Source organism: Pedobacter sp. P26 (assembly GCF_050632135.1).
GTDB lineage: Bacteria > Bacteroidota > Bacteroidia > Sphingobacteriales > Sphingobacteriaceae > Pedobacter.
In genome coordinates, this window is record NZ_CP192574.1 from 1,139,809 (window position 1) to 1,155,285 (window position 15,477).

Here is a 15,477-nt window from a genome sequence, read left to right on the forward strand (position 1 = left end):
AATAAATACAAGCATATAAAAAACACAAACACAACAAATGAAAAGATTATTTATCGCCTTATTGAGTGTCGCGGCATCAACCAGTTTCGCGCAAACAATTGGTAAAATCACAGATCCGGTAGATTGGATTAACCCATTGATGGGAACAGCTTCGAAACCAGATCTATCAAATGGAAATACCTACCCGGCAATCGGATTGCCATGGGGAATGAACATGTGGTCGCCACAAACCGGTAAAAACGGAGATGGATGGGCCTATGTTTATGATGCCGACAAAATCCGTGGCTTTAAACAAACGCATCAGCCTTCGCCCTGGATGAACGATTACGGCGCTTTTTCTATTATGCCCGTTACTGGCAAATTAAGATTTACTGATGATGACCGTGCAAGTTGGTTCAGCCATAAAGCAGAGGTTGCAAAGCCATATTATTACAGTGTTTATTTGGCAGATGCTAATGTAACCACCGAAATTACCCCAACAGAAAGAGCCGCACAGTTCAGGTTTACTTTCCCTAAAACGGATAGTGCTTATGTAGTTGTAGATGCACAGAATAAAGGTTCTTATATCAAAATTATTCCTGCAGAAAGAAAAATTATCGGTTATACCACCAAATATGCACGTGGTCCATTGCCTAAAAATTTCAAAAACTACTTTGTAATCTATTTCAATAAAGATTTCAAGTTGGCTAAAACCTGGGATGATAAAAAACTGAACGACAAAGATTTAGAGTTAACGGTAGATCATGCCGGAGCCGTTATTGGTTTTGCTACACAAAAAGGCGAGCAGGTAACTGCTAAAGTTGCTTCTTCTTTCATTAGCTTCGAACAGGCTGATCTTAACTTAAAAAGAGAAGTGGCCAGCGATGGTTTCGATGCAACAAAAGCAAAAGGCAGGGCAACCTGGAACAAAACTTTGAGCAAAATTTCGGTTGAAGGTGGTACCATTGATCAGGCCCGTACTTTTTATTCGGCCATGTACCGCACTTTGTTCTTTCCAAATAAATTATATGAAATTGATGCACAAAACCAGATCGTACACTGGAGCCCTTATAACGGGCAGGTTTTACCAGGTTATATGTTCGCCGGTACAGGTTTCTGGGACACGTTTAGGGCATTATATCCTTTCCTAAACCTGGTTTATCCTTCCATCAATAAGGAAATGCAACAAGGCTTAATCAACGATTTTAAAGAAGGTGGCTGGTTGCCTGAGTGGAGCAGCCCGGGTTATGCCAACATTATGGTGGGTAACAACTCTGCTTCGGTAGTTTCTGATGCTTACATTAAAGGTATGCGTGGCTACGACATCGAAACATTGTGGCAGGCTTTAAAACACGGGGCAAATAACGAGGGGCCGATGGAAGCCGTTGGCCGCGATGGTGTTAAATATTACAACGAATTGGGTTACGTACCTTTCGATGTAAAAAAGAATGAAAATGCAGCTAAAACATTAGAATATGCTTATGATGACTTTACCATTTACCAATTGGGAAGAGCTTTAGGTAAACCGGCTTCGGAAATCGATATTTATAAGAAGAGAGCCATGAACTATAAAAATCTTTTCGATCCTGCTTCTGGTTTAATGCGTGGTAAAAATCAGGATGGAACTTTCCAAAGTCCATTCAGTCCGTTTAAATGGGGTGGTGCGTTTACCGAAGGCAATAGCTGGCACTATACCTGGTCTGTTTTTCAGGATATTGATGGTTTGGCCAGATTAATGGGTGGACATAATTCGTTTGTAACCAAATTAGATTCGGTTTTCTCTATGCCTCCGGTATTTGATGAGAGCGCTTATGGTGGAGTAATCCACGAGATCCGCGAAATGCAGATTGCAAACATGGGCCAGTACGCACATGGTAACCAACCGATTCAACACATGATTTACCTGTATAACTATGGTGGTGCGCCATATAAGACACAATATTGGGTAAGAGAAACCATGAACAGGATGTACAAAGCTACTCCGGATGGATATTGTGGTGATGAAGATAACGGGCAAACTTCTGCCTGGTATGTTTTTTCGGCAATGGGATTTTACCCGGTAACACCAGCAGTTGATCAGTATGTTTTAGGCGCTCCTTTGTTTAAAAAGGTAACCATTACTTTAGAAAATGGTAAAACGGTTGTAATTAATGCAGCAGCCAATAGCGATAACAACCGTTATGTTCAGTCGCTACAGATGAATGGTAAACCATATTCTAAAAACTGGATCAGCCATAGTGGTCTGCAAAAAGGTGCAGTGTTAAATTTTAATATGACCGCAACGCCGAATAAAACCAGAGGTTCAAATCCAGCTGATTTCCCTTATTCATTATCAACAGAAAAATAGAGAAGATAAAGACTGCATCATAAAATATAATTGTCATCCTGAGCCTGCCTAAGGACAGATTTAGGTTTACACTTTATGATACAGTCTCATTTTTAAAGTAATAATTGGCCTCAATATGCCTTAAACTAATAAATCAAATATATGAACATCTCAAAGACGGGTTTTACAGCCATTTTCTGGTTTTGCGGAACCCTGTTGGCATTTGGCCAGCGTATCGATCTAAAAGATCTTTCAGCCTTTAAAAACCCATCAAATTCATGGTCATTGGCACAAAATGTAGTGGCCGACCTAAACACCGAAAATGTTTTAAAAACAACAAAAGGCGAAGGGATTTTGGTTAACCAATCTACAGCAAAAAAGCCGGATCTGATTTATACACCATAAATGAATATGGTGATGTAGCTGTAGAATTAGATTATTTAACTGCAAAAGGAACAAATTCCGGTATTTATCTTCAAGGTAATTACGAGATCCAGATTGACGATGCATGGGGATTGAAAAATGCCACATCATCAAACAATGGCGGTATTTACCAACGCTGGGATGATAGCAAACCCGAAGCCGATAAAGGATTTGGTGGTGTTGCTCCCCGTCAGAACGCAAGCAAGGCACCAGGTTTATGGCAGCACATTAAAATTATCTTCCAGGCACCAAAATTTGATGCCTCAGGAAAAAAACACAAAATGCTAAAATCGTCAGTGCAGAACTAAATGGTGTGCTGATTCATGAAAATGTTGAATTATTTGGTGCAACCAGAGGCGCTGCAGGAGCTGAAAAAGCAAAAGGACCTTTACGTTTGCAAGGCGATCATGGTTCGGTAGCGTTCAGAAATATCCAAATCACTGAACTATCCGAAATTCCAAAACCAAACCAAAATGACGGTGCAGATCCTATATATATTGAAGCAGCAAGCAACAATATGATCAGAAGTTTTGTAGATATTGCACCACGAGTACGTTCGGTACACGCTATTTCGGTAGGTGGACCGGAAAAGGTTGCTTATAGCTACGATTTAGATAATGGTACATTATTACAGGGATGGCATGGTGATTTTATTGATGCTACACCAATGTGGGATGGCCGCGGAAACGGTACCTCACGTGCTTTGGGCAGTGTTACCCGTTTCACTAAAAAACCTGTTCTGGCTATATCAAAGTTAGCAAACGATCAGGCTAATTGGATTGCAGACACGGTTGGCACTGGTTTTAAAACCAAGGGTTATGTAATGGATAAACAAGACCGTCCGGAGTTTAAGTACATCATTAACGGAACAAATGTTACCGATGCGATAAAAGTAATGGAGAATGGACAAGGCTTAACCCGAGAGATTACTGTTGATAAACCATCAAAAGATTTGTATTTCCTTTTGGCTACTGCTTCAAACATTGAAGAAGCTGGCAAAGGTTTGTATTTAATTGATGATAAAGCGTATTACATACAGCTTGGTGAAGGCACCGCAAAACCGGTTATTAGAAATATTGATGGCAAATGGGAAATAATTGCAGCCATTGGAAGTAAGTTGAATTATACCATTTTGTTTTAATTGTGATAGTAATGAGAAATACATTTAAAAAATTAGCAATACTGGCATTAAGTTTTAGCTTTACTACAGTTTTTGCACAAGAAACACCGAAAGAAGAAGATTTTTTCAGGATAAATAAAGTACGCGTACCCGAAGGCCCGATTTTAGAAGTTGGCGGTCTGGTTACTTTACCAAATGGCGATTTAGGCGTATCTACCCGTAGAGGAGAAGTGTACATCGTAGAAAACCCCACAAGTGCTAAACCCTACTGGCGCAGATTTGCCTATGGTTTGCACGAAATTTTGGGCATTGCCTATAAAAATGGTGCAATCTACGTAGCGCAACGCGGCGAATTAACCAAATTGACCGATAAAGATCAGGATGGCAAAGCCGATGTGTACGAAACCATTTATGCATGGCCTTTAAGCGGTCACTACCACGAATATAGTTTTGGTCCGAAATTAATGCCTGATGGTACTTTTATGGTTACCGGAAACGTAGCCTTTGGCGATGAAGAATGGTGGCGTGCAGAAAGTCGTGTACCCATGCGTGGTTGGGCCATGAACATTACCGAAGATGGTAAAATGAGCCCTTATGCTGCTGGTTTCCGTTCACCAGCGGGTATTGGCAGTATTGATGGTCAGTTTTATTATACCGAAAACCAGGGCGACTGGGTAGGTTCAGGTGGTTTATGGAAAGTAAATAAAGGTGATTTTATGGGGCATCCGGCCAGTTTAAGGTGGACTAACCTGCCAAATTCTCCGGTTAAACTACAGTCCGATTTCTTCTATTCTCAAATGGATGAACGCCGTATTAAAAACGAACAGGGCAGATATATTAAACCGGAAAACAGGGTAAACGAAACTTTCAAAACTTTGTTTGAAATGAAAAAGGTATTTCCAGAGCTGCGTTTACCATCAGTTTGGTTGCCTTATGGTATTTTGGGTATCTCATCTGCAGAACCTGTTAAAATTCCAGCCAATACTTTTGGGCCATTTGCAGGCCAGATTCTGGTTGGTGATCAGGGGATGAGCATCATTTCCAGGATTTTCATGGAAACTGTAAAAGGTGAAGAACAGGGTGCTGCCTTCCTTTTCCGTAAAGGTTTCCGTTCGGGTGTGTTAAGGTTAGAGTGGGGTACTGATGGATCATTATTTGTGGGCGAAACCAACCGTGGCTGGGGATCGGCAGGTGATGCCAACGAGGGTTTGGAAAGATTGGTATACAATAATAAAACGCCTTTCGAAATGAAAGCCGTTAGGGCAATGCCTGATGGTTTTGAAGTGGAGTTTACTATGCCTGTTGACCGTAAGTCGGCAGAAGACCTGGCTTCTTACAATGCAGAAAGCTTTATTTACAAATATCACCCTGTATATGGTTCACCTCCTGTAAACACAGAGAAATTAAAAATCTCCGGGGTTAAAGTTTCGGCAGACGGTTTAAAAGCAAGAATCATTGTACAAAATCTTCGTCAATATTATATCCATACTTTAACATTAGATGGTTTAAGATCTCAAGATGGCTTTTACTCTTTAGTTCACCCGGTAGCTTATTATACCTTGAATCAGATTCCTGATGGCAATAAACTTTCTGCGAGCGAAGTGAGTACTAAAAACTCAGCAACACCTGTAAACGCTCCTGCTAAGAAAACAGTTGCACCAAAGGCAGTAACTGGAAAAGCGCCTGAAGCAAAGGGAACGGCAACTCCTGCTAAACCAGCTGCTATAGCCAAGGCACCTACCTTTAAAGAAGTTGAGGGTTTGTTAACTAAAAATACTTGTCTGGCTTGCCATAATCAAACCAAAAGACAAATTGGCCCACCATTCGTAGAAATTGCAAAACGTAAATATTCACCAGAGAAAATATTTCAGTTGATCCATAATCCGCAACCGCAAAACTGGCCGGGTTATTCAACAGAAATGCCTCCGATGCCGCAAGTAACCAAAGCTGAAGCGTTAAAAATTGCAGCCTGGATAAACTCTTTAAATAAATAAGTTGATTGTTAGGAAACGGTTGGTAGAAATACCAGCCGTTTTTTGTTTTATAAGAAAATGAAGTGTGTTGGTGTGGGGGTTAGATGAACAGAAATTTTTAATTGAAGCGTCACCCTGAATTTATTTCAGGGTCTATTAAATGAAAAGATCCTTCGACTATGCTCAAGGATGACAAAATGCTTAGAAAAGAAATGGGGATTCCACTATTGCAGAATCCCCATCATCTAAATTAACGCTCTCATATACATAAACGCTGTAAAAACGATTTATTGCATTAGTAAAAAAAATTTTTCGTTTTTGGGATGGTTTTCATAAAGCCTATTCTTACTTTATGCTACTACAGATAACGGTATAGGTATCCTGGGTACCTGCTGGCAGGTAGCATGGGCCCTGGCTTACCGCAGAAAGCCCCAAAAAGACGTTGGCTTTACCTTTTAGGTAACCAAAAGGTAACGGATAGGTAAGCCAGGGGTAACCGTGGGGTTAACCTGGTGCCTAGAAAGGGTAAATAAAGGGTAAAGAATAGGTAAACAAAAAATCTTTTGTTTTTTAAATTATTCCTCTTTGTTGCATCGCATCGGGATTGCCATTAACGACCTTTACGATCTTTCTATAATATCATCTAAAAGAAATGGGGATTCCACTATTGCAGAATCCCCATCATCTAAATTAACGCTCTCATATACATAAACGCTATTAAAACGATTTATTGCATCAGCAGTAATTTATTTTTCGTTTTTGCAATGTTTATCATTTAAACCTATTTTTACTTTATGGCTACTATAGATAAAACCCAACAAGATGCAGAAAAACTGGCGGCCGCCCAGGCTGCAGTAAAATTTGTTAAAGATGGCGATATAGTAGGCTTGGGTACGGGATCTACCACAACTTTTGCCATTAAAGAATTAGGTAAACGAGTAAAAGAAGGGCTTAAGATAAAGGCTGCTGCAAGTTCCATCCGAACAGAAGAACTCGCGAAATCTCTGGGCATAGAAATTCTTGACCTTGGGCGTTTAAGCAAAATTGATATCAGTATTGATGGGGCTGATGAATTTACAGAATCACTCGATCTGATTAAAGGCGGAGGCGGGGCACTGTTTAGAGAGAAGATAATTGCTTCACTTAGTAAAGATGCCATCATTATTGCCGACGCTTCAAAAAAAGTTAAAAAATTAGGTGCTTTTACTGTTCCTGTTGAGGTAGTTCCATTGGCCTATCAATACGTATTCGATCAAATTAATAAACTTGGTGGAAAGGGTATATTGAGAACTGTAGAAGACCGAACATTTATTACTGACAATGGTAACCTGATTATTGATGCAGATTTTGGTCTTATTGATGATCCTGCAAAATTAGCTTCTGATCTTAATCAGATTAACGGATTATTGGCCCATGGTTTATTCATTAACATCACTTCGAAAGTAATCATGAGCGAAGGGGCAGATATTATTATTTTTGAATAGCTATTAGTTCACTGGTTAATTAATCATTGGTTCATTTCCCTTTATTGCGCTAAAAGAAAATTTTTCTTAATGATCTTAATTTTCTAAATGGTGATCTAATTTTTAGTAAAGGAGTTAAGGAAATTAAGTTTTAATTCCGTGTTCTCGGTGTTTCCGTGGCAAAACTGATAATTTCACCGATAATTTCTTCTTTTCTTAAATCACCGTAAATTTTTACCGACAGTTTTATTTCACTCACCGATAAAACATCACAATTAGGGGAAAAGCCATTCTCCGGCATTGGTATTCGTGATACATTTGAATCATAAAACAAAACGGTCATGGAAAATTTAATCAAAAAAATCACACAGATAAACAATTTGGTCTAGGCATTTTAATCATCGCCATCGGTTCGGTATTCTTATTAAGAAACTCGGGAATAGATGTTCCACATTGGATATTGAAATGGCACACCATTATGTTAGGTATCGGTTTATGGATGGGCTACCGTAAAGACTTTCAGGGAAGCGGCTGGTTGGCATTGACCATTATTGGAGGCTTATTCACTTTTAAAGCGATAAACATATTTGATTTTGATCTGTTTAGAATTAGTGTGCCAATGGTATTGATCGGCTTAGGTTTATATGTAATCTTAAAGCCTAGAAAAGTACAAAACTTCGATCAGTATTTTGAAAAGAAACCAGTTGATTTTACTGATAAAGAAAGCTAAAATTCTTAACTCTATCATATATTTTAAAAAGGGACATTTTTTGACAATGTCCCCTTTTTATGCTTAATAGCAGAGGTTATTGAGCATGGAGCTCTGAATGCGTTTAATTGCTGCCCCAAGCGCTCCGCGCTTAGCTAAAAGAAACGGGGATTCCACCCTTAGGCAGTATCCCCGTCATCTAAATTAACGCTCTCACATACATAAACGCTGTAATTGGAATATATTGTGTTGGGTTTAATTTTTTTCATTTTTTTGCTAAACCTGTAAAACCGGCACCGCTTTATGGTATTTATTGCGGTATTCAATAGGGGTTAAGCCTGTTATTTTTTTGAAAACATCCCTGAATGATTTAGTATCGGTATAACCTACATCAAACATCACTTCTGTAATATTTTTTCTGCTCGATTCGAAACTCCGTTTTGCCGCTTCAATTTTAACCCTCTGAATATACTCGATTACGGTATTTTTGGTAGCACTTTTAAACCTCCGCTCAAAACTCCTTCTGCCCAGCGCCAGCATATCAGCCAGTTGGTCTACCGTAATCCGTTCCTGGTAATTTCCATCAATAAATTCCTGGGCCTTTTTAATTTTTGCATCCTCATGTCCTTTTTGTCCCTGGAACATCATAAAAGCCAGCTGACTTTCGCGATCAATATCAATAGCGAAATATTTAGCGGCTAAAATGGCGGTATCCCGATCCGTATATTTCTCTACCAGGTATAAAAGCAGGTTCCAGTACGAATTTGCGCCACCGCTCGAATATAATCCCTGCGCATCGGTAATGATGCTGCCATCAACCAATTCTACATCAGGAAACATTTCCCTGAACTGATTGGCAAACAACCAGTGTGTAGAACATTTCCGGCCGTTTAACAAACCTGTGGAGGCCAATATAAATGCGCCTAAACAAAGTGAGGCTATTTCGGCCCCTTTTGCATGCTGTTTTACAATCCACGGTACCAGATCCTGATTTGCCTCCATGGCATAACCTACATTACCGCTTATTGCCGGAACAAAGATGAGATCGGTATGTTCCACTTCATGCAATAATTTATCGGCATGTACTGAGAAAAGACTATTGTTCAGCTTTACCTCTTTTGTCATCGCTACCAGCTCTACTTTAAAAAGCGGTAATTTACCTGATGCCTGCAAAAATTCGTTAACAGCGGTAAATAAATAACGCGGATCTGCAATGGCCTCAATCACGGCAGTCTCTGGTATTAAGATAGATACGTGTTTCATATCTCAAATATAGCAAGGCTATTTGTCGTAAACAACCCCCGGAATTGTCGTTTCTACGGGTTCCGCTTGCTGTAATTACCCTGTATGTTTGTATATAATTAAGGGTTTATGCCAAAATGTATGATGGAGGAACCGATTGCTAAATGGCATCAAATAAATAGGCAAAAATGGCTAGCATAAATTCATATCTCACTTTTAACGGAAATTGCCGGGAAGCAATGACTTTTTACCAGGATTGCCTGGGTGGAGAACTCACACTCGAAACCATTGGAGAATCGGATTTTGCAGGAAAAATGCCCAATGTCATACGAAGGAGCGTGATGCATGCCATTTTAGCTAAAGATGAAATGGTAATTATGGGTACTGATATGGTTGAAGAAAAGGGGCTTGTAAAAGGAAACTCCGTATCTATGATGCTCAACTGCAATTCCGAAGAAGAGGCAAAAGCTTTTTACCATAAACTTTCCGTTGGCGGCAGAGCCTCACACCCTTTACAGGAAACCTTTTGGGGAGCACTTTTTGGCGATTTAACAGACCGTTTTGGGAACAACTGGTTAATTAATTACGATAAAAATAGATAAACATGAAAAAGTTGACAACCTGGTATTGGATTGCAACCATCACTTTCGCTTTAATGATGATTATGGATGGCTTTGGTGGAGTAACACAGCAGGAAGCAGGGAAAGAAGTACTTAAACACCTCGGTTATCCGATGTATATGCTCATCATTGTAGGCATTGCAAAATTGCTTGGGTCATTATCAATTTTACAGAATAAATATACAACTATTAAAGAATGGGCTTATGCAGGTTTTGCCATCAATTTTATTGGCGCTTTTGCTTCTACAGCATTTGTTGGAGATGGTGTATCGTTGTTGATCCCTCCACTTGTTGCTTTGTTATGATGTTTATTCCTTATATTTTATGGAAAAAAGTAAAGCAAATGTTAAAAATAGTTAAAACTAAATAATTAGTTTAATTAAAGGCTTTTGAGAACCAAATATTGTTAACTTTGGGTATTGTAAACAACCAAACACAATAAAAAACGATCATGATTTCAGGTTTAATGTGGAATCATAATGGTTTAATTACCCTAAAAACAATATTATACGAATGAAAAAGAGCCTTTTATTCATAATCGCTTTACTATTTACTACTTCGGCATTTTCTCAAAATGTGATTCAGCTTTTCAATGGCGCAAACGATTTTTTTAAACTGTTACAGGAAGAGAAATTTAAAGATGCGCACGCTTTCTTTGATGATACTTTGAAAACGAAATTAACAGAAGAAAATTTAAAGAAACTTTGGGGAGATATAGGAACAAAATATGGAAAGGCAGAATCTTTAGATGCCATTCAAAGTAAAGCTCAGGGCGAGTTTTTCGCTGTAACGGTTGAAGGTAAATTTGCTAACGGTAATCAGAACTTTATTTTAGGTTTTAATAAACAACAGAAAATTGTCGGAATCTTTCTGGCACCTTCCCGCAAATCGTCCACTTATTTAAAACCAACCTATGTAGATACCAGTTTATACCGGGAAAAGTCGGTATATATTGGTCCGGCAGGAAAACAATTGGCTGCCATTATCACAACTCCAAAAAATGCCAAAAATTTCCCTATAGTGGTTTTTGTACACGGCTCCGGACCTGCCGATATGGATGAAACAGTTGGTGCAAATAAACCCTTTAAAGATTTGGCTGGCGGTTTAGCCTCTAAAGGAATTGCTTCTGTTCGATACGTAAAACGAACTTTAATTTATCCTAACGAATTTAATAAAGCTTTTACTGTAAAAGAAGAGGTGCTGGATGATGCAACTGCAGCTATTGCACTTGCAAAAACGGTTGTTGGGGCCAATCCCAAAGCGGTTTATGTATTCGGTCATAGTTTAGGTGGAATGTTAGCACCTAAAATAGCAACACTTACACCTGATTTAGCGGGGATTATTTTGGCGGCAACACCAGCGAGAAAATTAACAGATATTATTGTAGATCAGAATAAATATATGTTCGATCAGGCTAATGATACTACAGCTGCCTTTAAAAAACAATTGGCAGATGCTGATGCGGAAATTGATAAAAGTAGAATTTCGCAGTTGGGAACAACCATAAAACCTGATTCTGTAATTTTAGGATTGCCTGCCAAATATTGGGCAGATTTAAATGCCTACAATCAGGTTGCTGTAGCTAAAACTCTTTCGAAACCTAAAATCTACGTATTGCAAGGTGGTAATGATTTTCAGGTAGGTAAAGTAGATTTTGATTTATGGAATGCTGCTTTGAGTAAAAAGAAAAATGTGGTTCTTAAATTTTACCCGGATTTAAATCACCTGCTAAGTTCTCAAACCGAAAAGGGAACAATGGCACAATACCAGGCAGCGGTAAGTGTATCCGAAACTTTGGTTAACGATATTGCCTTATGGATTAAAGCCAAATAGTATAAATCACTTATCAAAAAAGAATAAAGCTCCGATCAAATTTCAGGAGCTTTTTTTGTGAATTAAGTTTCTTTACATCATGTCTTTGTTCATTAATCACAAACAATTCAAAAAATAAGCGGTTTAAGTTTATGACATCTCATCTTAAATAGTTTGTTTATGGAAAAGCGGAAAATCACTTTAAAAGGAATATGGGGCATTTTAAAAGCATCGTTTACCGGATTTAATAATCATAAGGTAACGAAACTTAGTGGCTCATTAGCCTATTATACGGTGTTTTCTATGGCGCCATTGCTTGTGGTTATTATTTCTTTGTGCGGTATATTTTTAGGCAGAGAAATAGCCGAAGGGCAGGTTTATGCCCAGCTTGAAGGATTTTTAGGTAGAGAATCGGCTACTTCCCTGCAACAGCTGATTAAAAATGCTTATTTGGATGGAAAAAGCACTATCGCCTTAATCATTGGTATTTTTACACTATTGCTTGGGGCAACTACCGTTTTTGGGGATATCCAGGATTCAATTAATACCATTTGGGGCTTAAAACCAAAACCTAAAAGGGGTTGGGTAAAGATGTTACAGAACAGGTTTTTGTCTTTCTCAGTAATTATCAGTTTGGGCTTTGTGCTATTAGTTTCACTTGCTGTAACCTCAGTCTTAGATGCTTTTAGCAGCCGTTTACAGGCCAGGTTTGCCGAAGTATCGGTCATTGTATTTTATATCATTAATCAAGTGGTTACCCTTGCTGTCATCTCTTTAATATTTGGAGTAATATTTAAAGTATTACCTGATGCAATTATAAAATGGCGTGATGTAATTGCCGGAGCAATTGTAACGGCAGTGCTTTTTATGATTGGTAAATTTGCCATTTCAATTTATATTGGGCAAAGCAATGTTGGGAGTACTTATGGGGCAACGGGTTCATTAGTAGTGGTGCTTTTGTGGACGTACTATTCTTCTATCATTTTATATTTCGGTGCCGAATTTACCAAGGCTTATGCGGTTGCTTTTGGGTCGGAGATTTATCCTTCGCATTATGCGGTCACCACGAAAGAAATTGAAGTAGAAACAGAGGGTAAATCTATTCAGGATAATCACCCTGAAATCAAAGAAGAGGTTAAAAAAGCATAAATTATTCTCCCCAGGCCGTAATGATCAATCTTCTTTGTCCACCATGGTTGCGGTGCTCGCAAAGGTAAATTCCCTGCCAGGTACCAAGTGCTAATCTGCCATTTCTTATCGGGATAATTACGGAACTACCCAAAAGTGCCGATTTTAAATGGGCTGGCATATCGTCCGATCCCTCGTAGTCATGCTCATAATCAGGATCGTTTTCCTTAACGGTTTTATTAAAGAACATTTCAAAATCCATTCTGACCGTAGGATCAGCATTTTCGTTAATCGTAAGAGAAGCAGAGGTATGCTGTATAAAAACCTGACAAATACCAATGTTAATCTCGTCAATTTGAGGCAAGGCATCCTCAATCTCATCGGTAATAATATGGAATCCCCTTCTACGTTCTCTGAGTGCTAAGGCTTGTTGATATATTTTCATTTGAATTAATTCTCGATGATTTTGATGAAATCCTTTTCACTAGGTAAGACAGTTAAATACTTACTTGCGAAAATTTGTTCATTGTTTTCAGGAAGTGTATATCTTACTACCGATTCACTTTTATCCTGGCAAAGAATAATACCGATGGTTTTATTTTCATCCTCAAGTTTTACTTCTCTGTCAAAATAGTTCACATACATCTGCATCTGACCAATATCCTGATGTTTGAGTTCTCCTATTTTTAAATCGATAAGTACAAAACATTTTAAAATACGGTTGTAGAAAACTAAGTCTATTTTGAAATGTCTTTCTTCAAAAGTTATTCTTTTTTGACGGGCTACAAAGGTGAAACCATTACCGAGTTCTAATAAGAAATGTTCAAGTTTATCAATTAATTTTTGCTCTAAGTCACTTTCTGAATAAAAACTTTGCTCTGGTAGTCCTAGGAATTCCAGTACATAAGGGTCTTTTATTAAATCCTTGTTTTTTTCAATTATTTGTCCTTTTTGGCCAAGTGATCTTATCTCTTCCTTGTTTTTGCTTATTGCCAAACGTGTATATAATGCTGAATCATATTGGCGCTGCAACTCGCGTAAACTCCAATTGTTTTTGATTGATTCTATTTCGTAAAAATTACGTTCGTTTACATTTGTTATTCTCATTAACTTGAGGTAGTGAGACCATGTAAGTTTGAATTCAGCAGACAGTGTCTGCTGAATTTTAGATTTACGAAATACAATGTTGGCAATTTCTTCATTTTTGAATTTATCAGTGGCTGTCTGATTTTTTCCAATTGCGCAGACACTGTCTGCGCAATTGAATAAGTTAAATAAAACTGGCGCATTTGTTCTAAATTTCTTTTTGAAAAACCTTTGCCAAGTTCAGCAACTAATTTTTCAGAAAGTTCATTTAAAATCTGTTTACCGTATTCTGCTCTTTCTTTTCCCCTGTTGCTCTTCTTCAACAATCATTCTGCCAATTTCGAAGTAAGCAGTAGCCATTGTATTATTAATGGTTTGTACTACATTTTGCCTCGCTTGGTTAAGCAATTTAATAACCTTTGTATATAAGTTTTGCTTTTCAATTTGCATTTTTATATTTATCTTATATATTGAAAGAATGTTTTTTCACTTTAAAACTGGTATTGATGATTATTTCAAAAACTCCACATTCCATATTTTTTCTGCTTTTCTGCCAATCAACCAAAAAGAGGTCGCTAATACAGAGAAGAATAAGGCTTTATGCCAACTGTCCCAAAAATATTCAAAATAGCGCGTATAGAGGTTAATAAAGAGAAAGGTAATGCCGAATTCGCGGGCAATATCATCACGGTATTTTAAGCCAAATAAAGTGCTTGCTACACAAATAGCTCCTGAAATCAGCGCCCAATAAAACAAGCTCAGTTGCCTAACCTTGTACCATTCTTCTAAACTGGCAAAATTGCCGAATACAGATAGGGCCCAAAGCGATACAAAAAGGTACACCATTCCGGCAATATAAGTAACCTGAAAGAAATTTTGCGTTTTAGGAAAAGCTTTCATAATGAAAGATGCCGCAGTTAATACTGCGCCGAAAACGACAAAGCGCAAGGGATAATTCATGCCAAGGAAATAATAATTCCATCGGCTTAAATAGCCTGTTTCTGTGCCAAACCAGGCACCTAATGATATCAAGGCAAAAATCCATATTAAACGTGAATTGAAGAGATAACCTAAAGCACCATAAATGAAAACAGATATTAAAATCAGGATGGAAAAATTGCCAGATCCATTATCCAGCACTTTTCCGAAATAAGCAATTGCATTTGCCGTGAGCAAAATAGCAGAAAACACAATGGCTTCATTGCTAAACTTTAAATGTGCCAGCTTCTTCTTCCGCCTGAAACCCAGGATATAAAGCCATCCCGCCAATCCGCCAGAAATGATAGCAATAACGATATTAGGCGTATTGTAAACCCGTTTTAAATAGTCTAAGATTGAATTATCAATAAGGAGCGATCCAAGAGCAATAAAACCACAAGCTAAGGCTACCCAAAAAGCATATTGTGCCAGACGTAACCAATCGAAGTTTTTGGCTTCATAACTTTTACGGAGTTTATCGCCTGTTTCATCATTAATTAAGCCATCATTTTGCCATTGCTCAATCATGTCATCTAGAAACTCACTCTTTTCTCTGTCAACTTTCATAGGTTAGGTTATACACGAAGATATGTTTTTTGACCGGAAGTCAGAAGTCCA

At 38.2% G+C, this 15,477-nt stretch carries 17 protein-coding genes; 11 read left to right on the plus strand and 6 right to left on the minus strand.

The window, feature by feature from the left end; genetic code table 11:
* Nucleotides 1-37: 37 nt before the first annotated feature.
* The 7 genes from ACQ86H_RS05410 (at nt 38) to ACQ86H_RS05440 (ending at nt 8,014) form a co-directional block, all read left to right on the plus strand.
* A complete protein-coding gene (locus ACQ86H_RS05410; RefSeq protein WP_138818335.1) occupies nt 38-2,326 on the plus strand; it encodes a GH92 family glycosyl hydrolase in 2,289 nt (762 codons plus the stop codon).
* A gap of 141 nt (nt 2,327-2,467) precedes the next feature.
* Nucleotides 2,468-2,710 (plus strand): hypothetical protein, encoded by a 243-nt coding sequence (locus ACQ86H_RS05415; RefSeq protein WP_431294084.1) that lies wholly within the window; start codon nt 2,468-2,470, stop codon nt 2,708-2,710.
* The gene (locus tag ACQ86H_RS05420; protein WP_431295340.1) at nt 2,707-3,036 is read left to right on the plus strand and encodes a family 16 glycoside hydrolase; all 330 of its coding nucleotides are present in this window, start codon (nt 2,707-2,709) and stop codon (nt 3,034-3,036) included. The genes ACQ86H_RS05415 and ACQ86H_RS05420 overlap by 4 nt, the downstream gene beginning before the upstream one ends.
* A gap of 5 nt (nt 3,037-3,041) precedes the next feature.
* The gene (locus tag ACQ86H_RS05425; protein ID WP_431294085.1) at nt 3,042-3,869 is read left to right on the plus strand and encodes a hypothetical protein; all 828 of its coding nucleotides are present in this window, start codon (nt 3,042-3,044) and stop codon (nt 3,867-3,869) included.
* 11 nt (nt 3,870-3,880) lie between these two features.
* Nucleotides 3,881-5,842: a c-type cytochrome gene (locus ACQ86H_RS05430; protein ID WP_138818333.1), complete on the plus strand. Its 1,962-nt coding sequence runs from the start codon at nt 3,881-3,883 to the stop codon at nt 5,840-5,842.
* 773 nt (nt 5,843-6,615) lie between these two features.
* Nucleotides 6,616-7,305, plus strand: coding sequence for a ribose-5-phosphate isomerase RpiA (rpiA, locus tag ACQ86H_RS05435; protein ID WP_138818332.1), 690 nt, complete (start codon nt 6,616-6,618; stop codon nt 7,303-7,305).
* 418 nt (nt 7,306-7,723) lie between these two features.
* On the plus strand, nt 7,724-8,014 hold the full coding sequence (locus ACQ86H_RS05440) for a LiaF transmembrane domain-containing protein (protein WP_431295341.1): 291 nt from the start codon (nt 7,724-7,726) through the stop codon (nt 8,012-8,014).
* A 255-nt stretch (nt 8,015-8,269) separates the two neighbouring features.
* Here the strand turns inward: ACQ86H_RS05440 and ACQ86H_RS05445 are convergent, their stop codons facing one another.
* Nucleotides 8,270-9,256 carry a GlxA family transcriptional regulator gene (locus tag ACQ86H_RS05445; protein WP_138818330.1) on the minus strand — a complete coding sequence of 329 codons (987 nt, stop codon included), beginning with the start codon at nt 9,254-9,256 and terminating at the stop codon, nt 8,270-8,272.
* A gap of 167 nt (nt 9,257-9,423) precedes the next feature.
* Between ACQ86H_RS05445 and ACQ86H_RS05450 the strand changes: the two genes are divergently transcribed.
* The 4 genes from ACQ86H_RS05450 (at nt 9,424) to ACQ86H_RS05465 (ending at nt 12,816) form a co-directional block, all read left to right on the plus strand.
* Nucleotides 9,424-9,837: a VOC family protein gene (locus tag ACQ86H_RS05450; RefSeq protein ID WP_138818329.1), complete on the plus strand. Its 414-nt coding sequence runs from the start codon at nt 9,424-9,426 to the stop codon at nt 9,835-9,837.
* Between the two features lie 2 nt (nt 9,838-9,839).
* A complete protein-coding gene (locus ACQ86H_RS05455) occupies nt 9,840-10,160 on the plus strand; it encodes a DoxX family protein (RefSeq protein WP_431294086.1) in 321 nt (106 codons plus the stop codon).
* A 208-nt stretch (nt 10,161-10,368) separates the two neighbouring features.
* On the plus strand, nt 10,369-11,688 hold the full coding sequence (locus ACQ86H_RS05460; RefSeq protein ID WP_431294087.1) for an alpha/beta hydrolase: 1,320 nt from the start codon (nt 10,369-10,371) through the stop codon (nt 11,686-11,688).
* A 159-nt stretch (nt 11,689-11,847) separates the two neighbouring features.
* The gene (locus ACQ86H_RS05465) at nt 11,848-12,816 is read left to right on the plus strand and encodes a YihY/virulence factor BrkB family protein (RefSeq protein WP_138818326.1); all 969 of its coding nucleotides are present in this window, start codon (nt 11,848-11,850) and stop codon (nt 12,814-12,816) included.
* Nucleotide 12,817: 1 nt separating this feature from the next.
* On the opposite strand, the gene ACQ86H_RS05470 is transcribed toward ACQ86H_RS05465, so the two are convergent.
* From ACQ86H_RS05470 to ACQ86H_RS05490, 5 genes are read right to left on the minus strand one after another with little or no spacing between them, the layout of a single operon-like run.
* Nucleotides 12,818-13,240, minus strand: coding sequence for a secondary thiamine-phosphate synthase enzyme YjbQ (locus ACQ86H_RS05470; RefSeq protein ID WP_138818325.1), 423 nt, complete (start codon nt 13,238-13,240; stop codon nt 12,818-12,820).
* Between the two features lie 5 nt (nt 13,241-13,245).
* A complete protein-coding gene (locus tag ACQ86H_RS05475; RefSeq protein WP_431295342.1) occupies nt 13,246-13,989 on the minus strand; it encodes a PDDEXK nuclease domain-containing protein in 744 nt (247 codons plus the stop codon).
* A complete protein-coding gene (locus tag ACQ86H_RS05480) occupies nt 13,902-14,207 on the minus strand; it encodes a DUF1016 N-terminal domain-containing protein (protein WP_431294088.1) in 306 nt (101 codons plus the stop codon). The genes ACQ86H_RS05475 and ACQ86H_RS05480 overlap by 88 nt, the downstream gene beginning before the upstream one ends.
* Complete coding sequence (locus ACQ86H_RS05485; protein WP_431294089.1) at nt 14,161-14,331, minus strand: DUF1016 N-terminal domain-containing protein; 171 nt, start codon at nt 14,329-14,331, stop codon at nt 14,161-14,163. The genes ACQ86H_RS05480 and ACQ86H_RS05485 overlap by 47 nt, the downstream gene beginning before the upstream one ends.
* 60 nt (nt 14,332-14,391) lie before the next feature.
* Nucleotides 14,392-15,426, minus strand: coding sequence for a DUF2157 domain-containing protein (locus ACQ86H_RS05490; protein ID WP_138818323.1), 1,035 nt, complete (start codon nt 15,424-15,426; stop codon nt 14,392-14,394).
* Between the last annotated feature and the right edge of the window lie 51 nt (nt 15,427-15,477).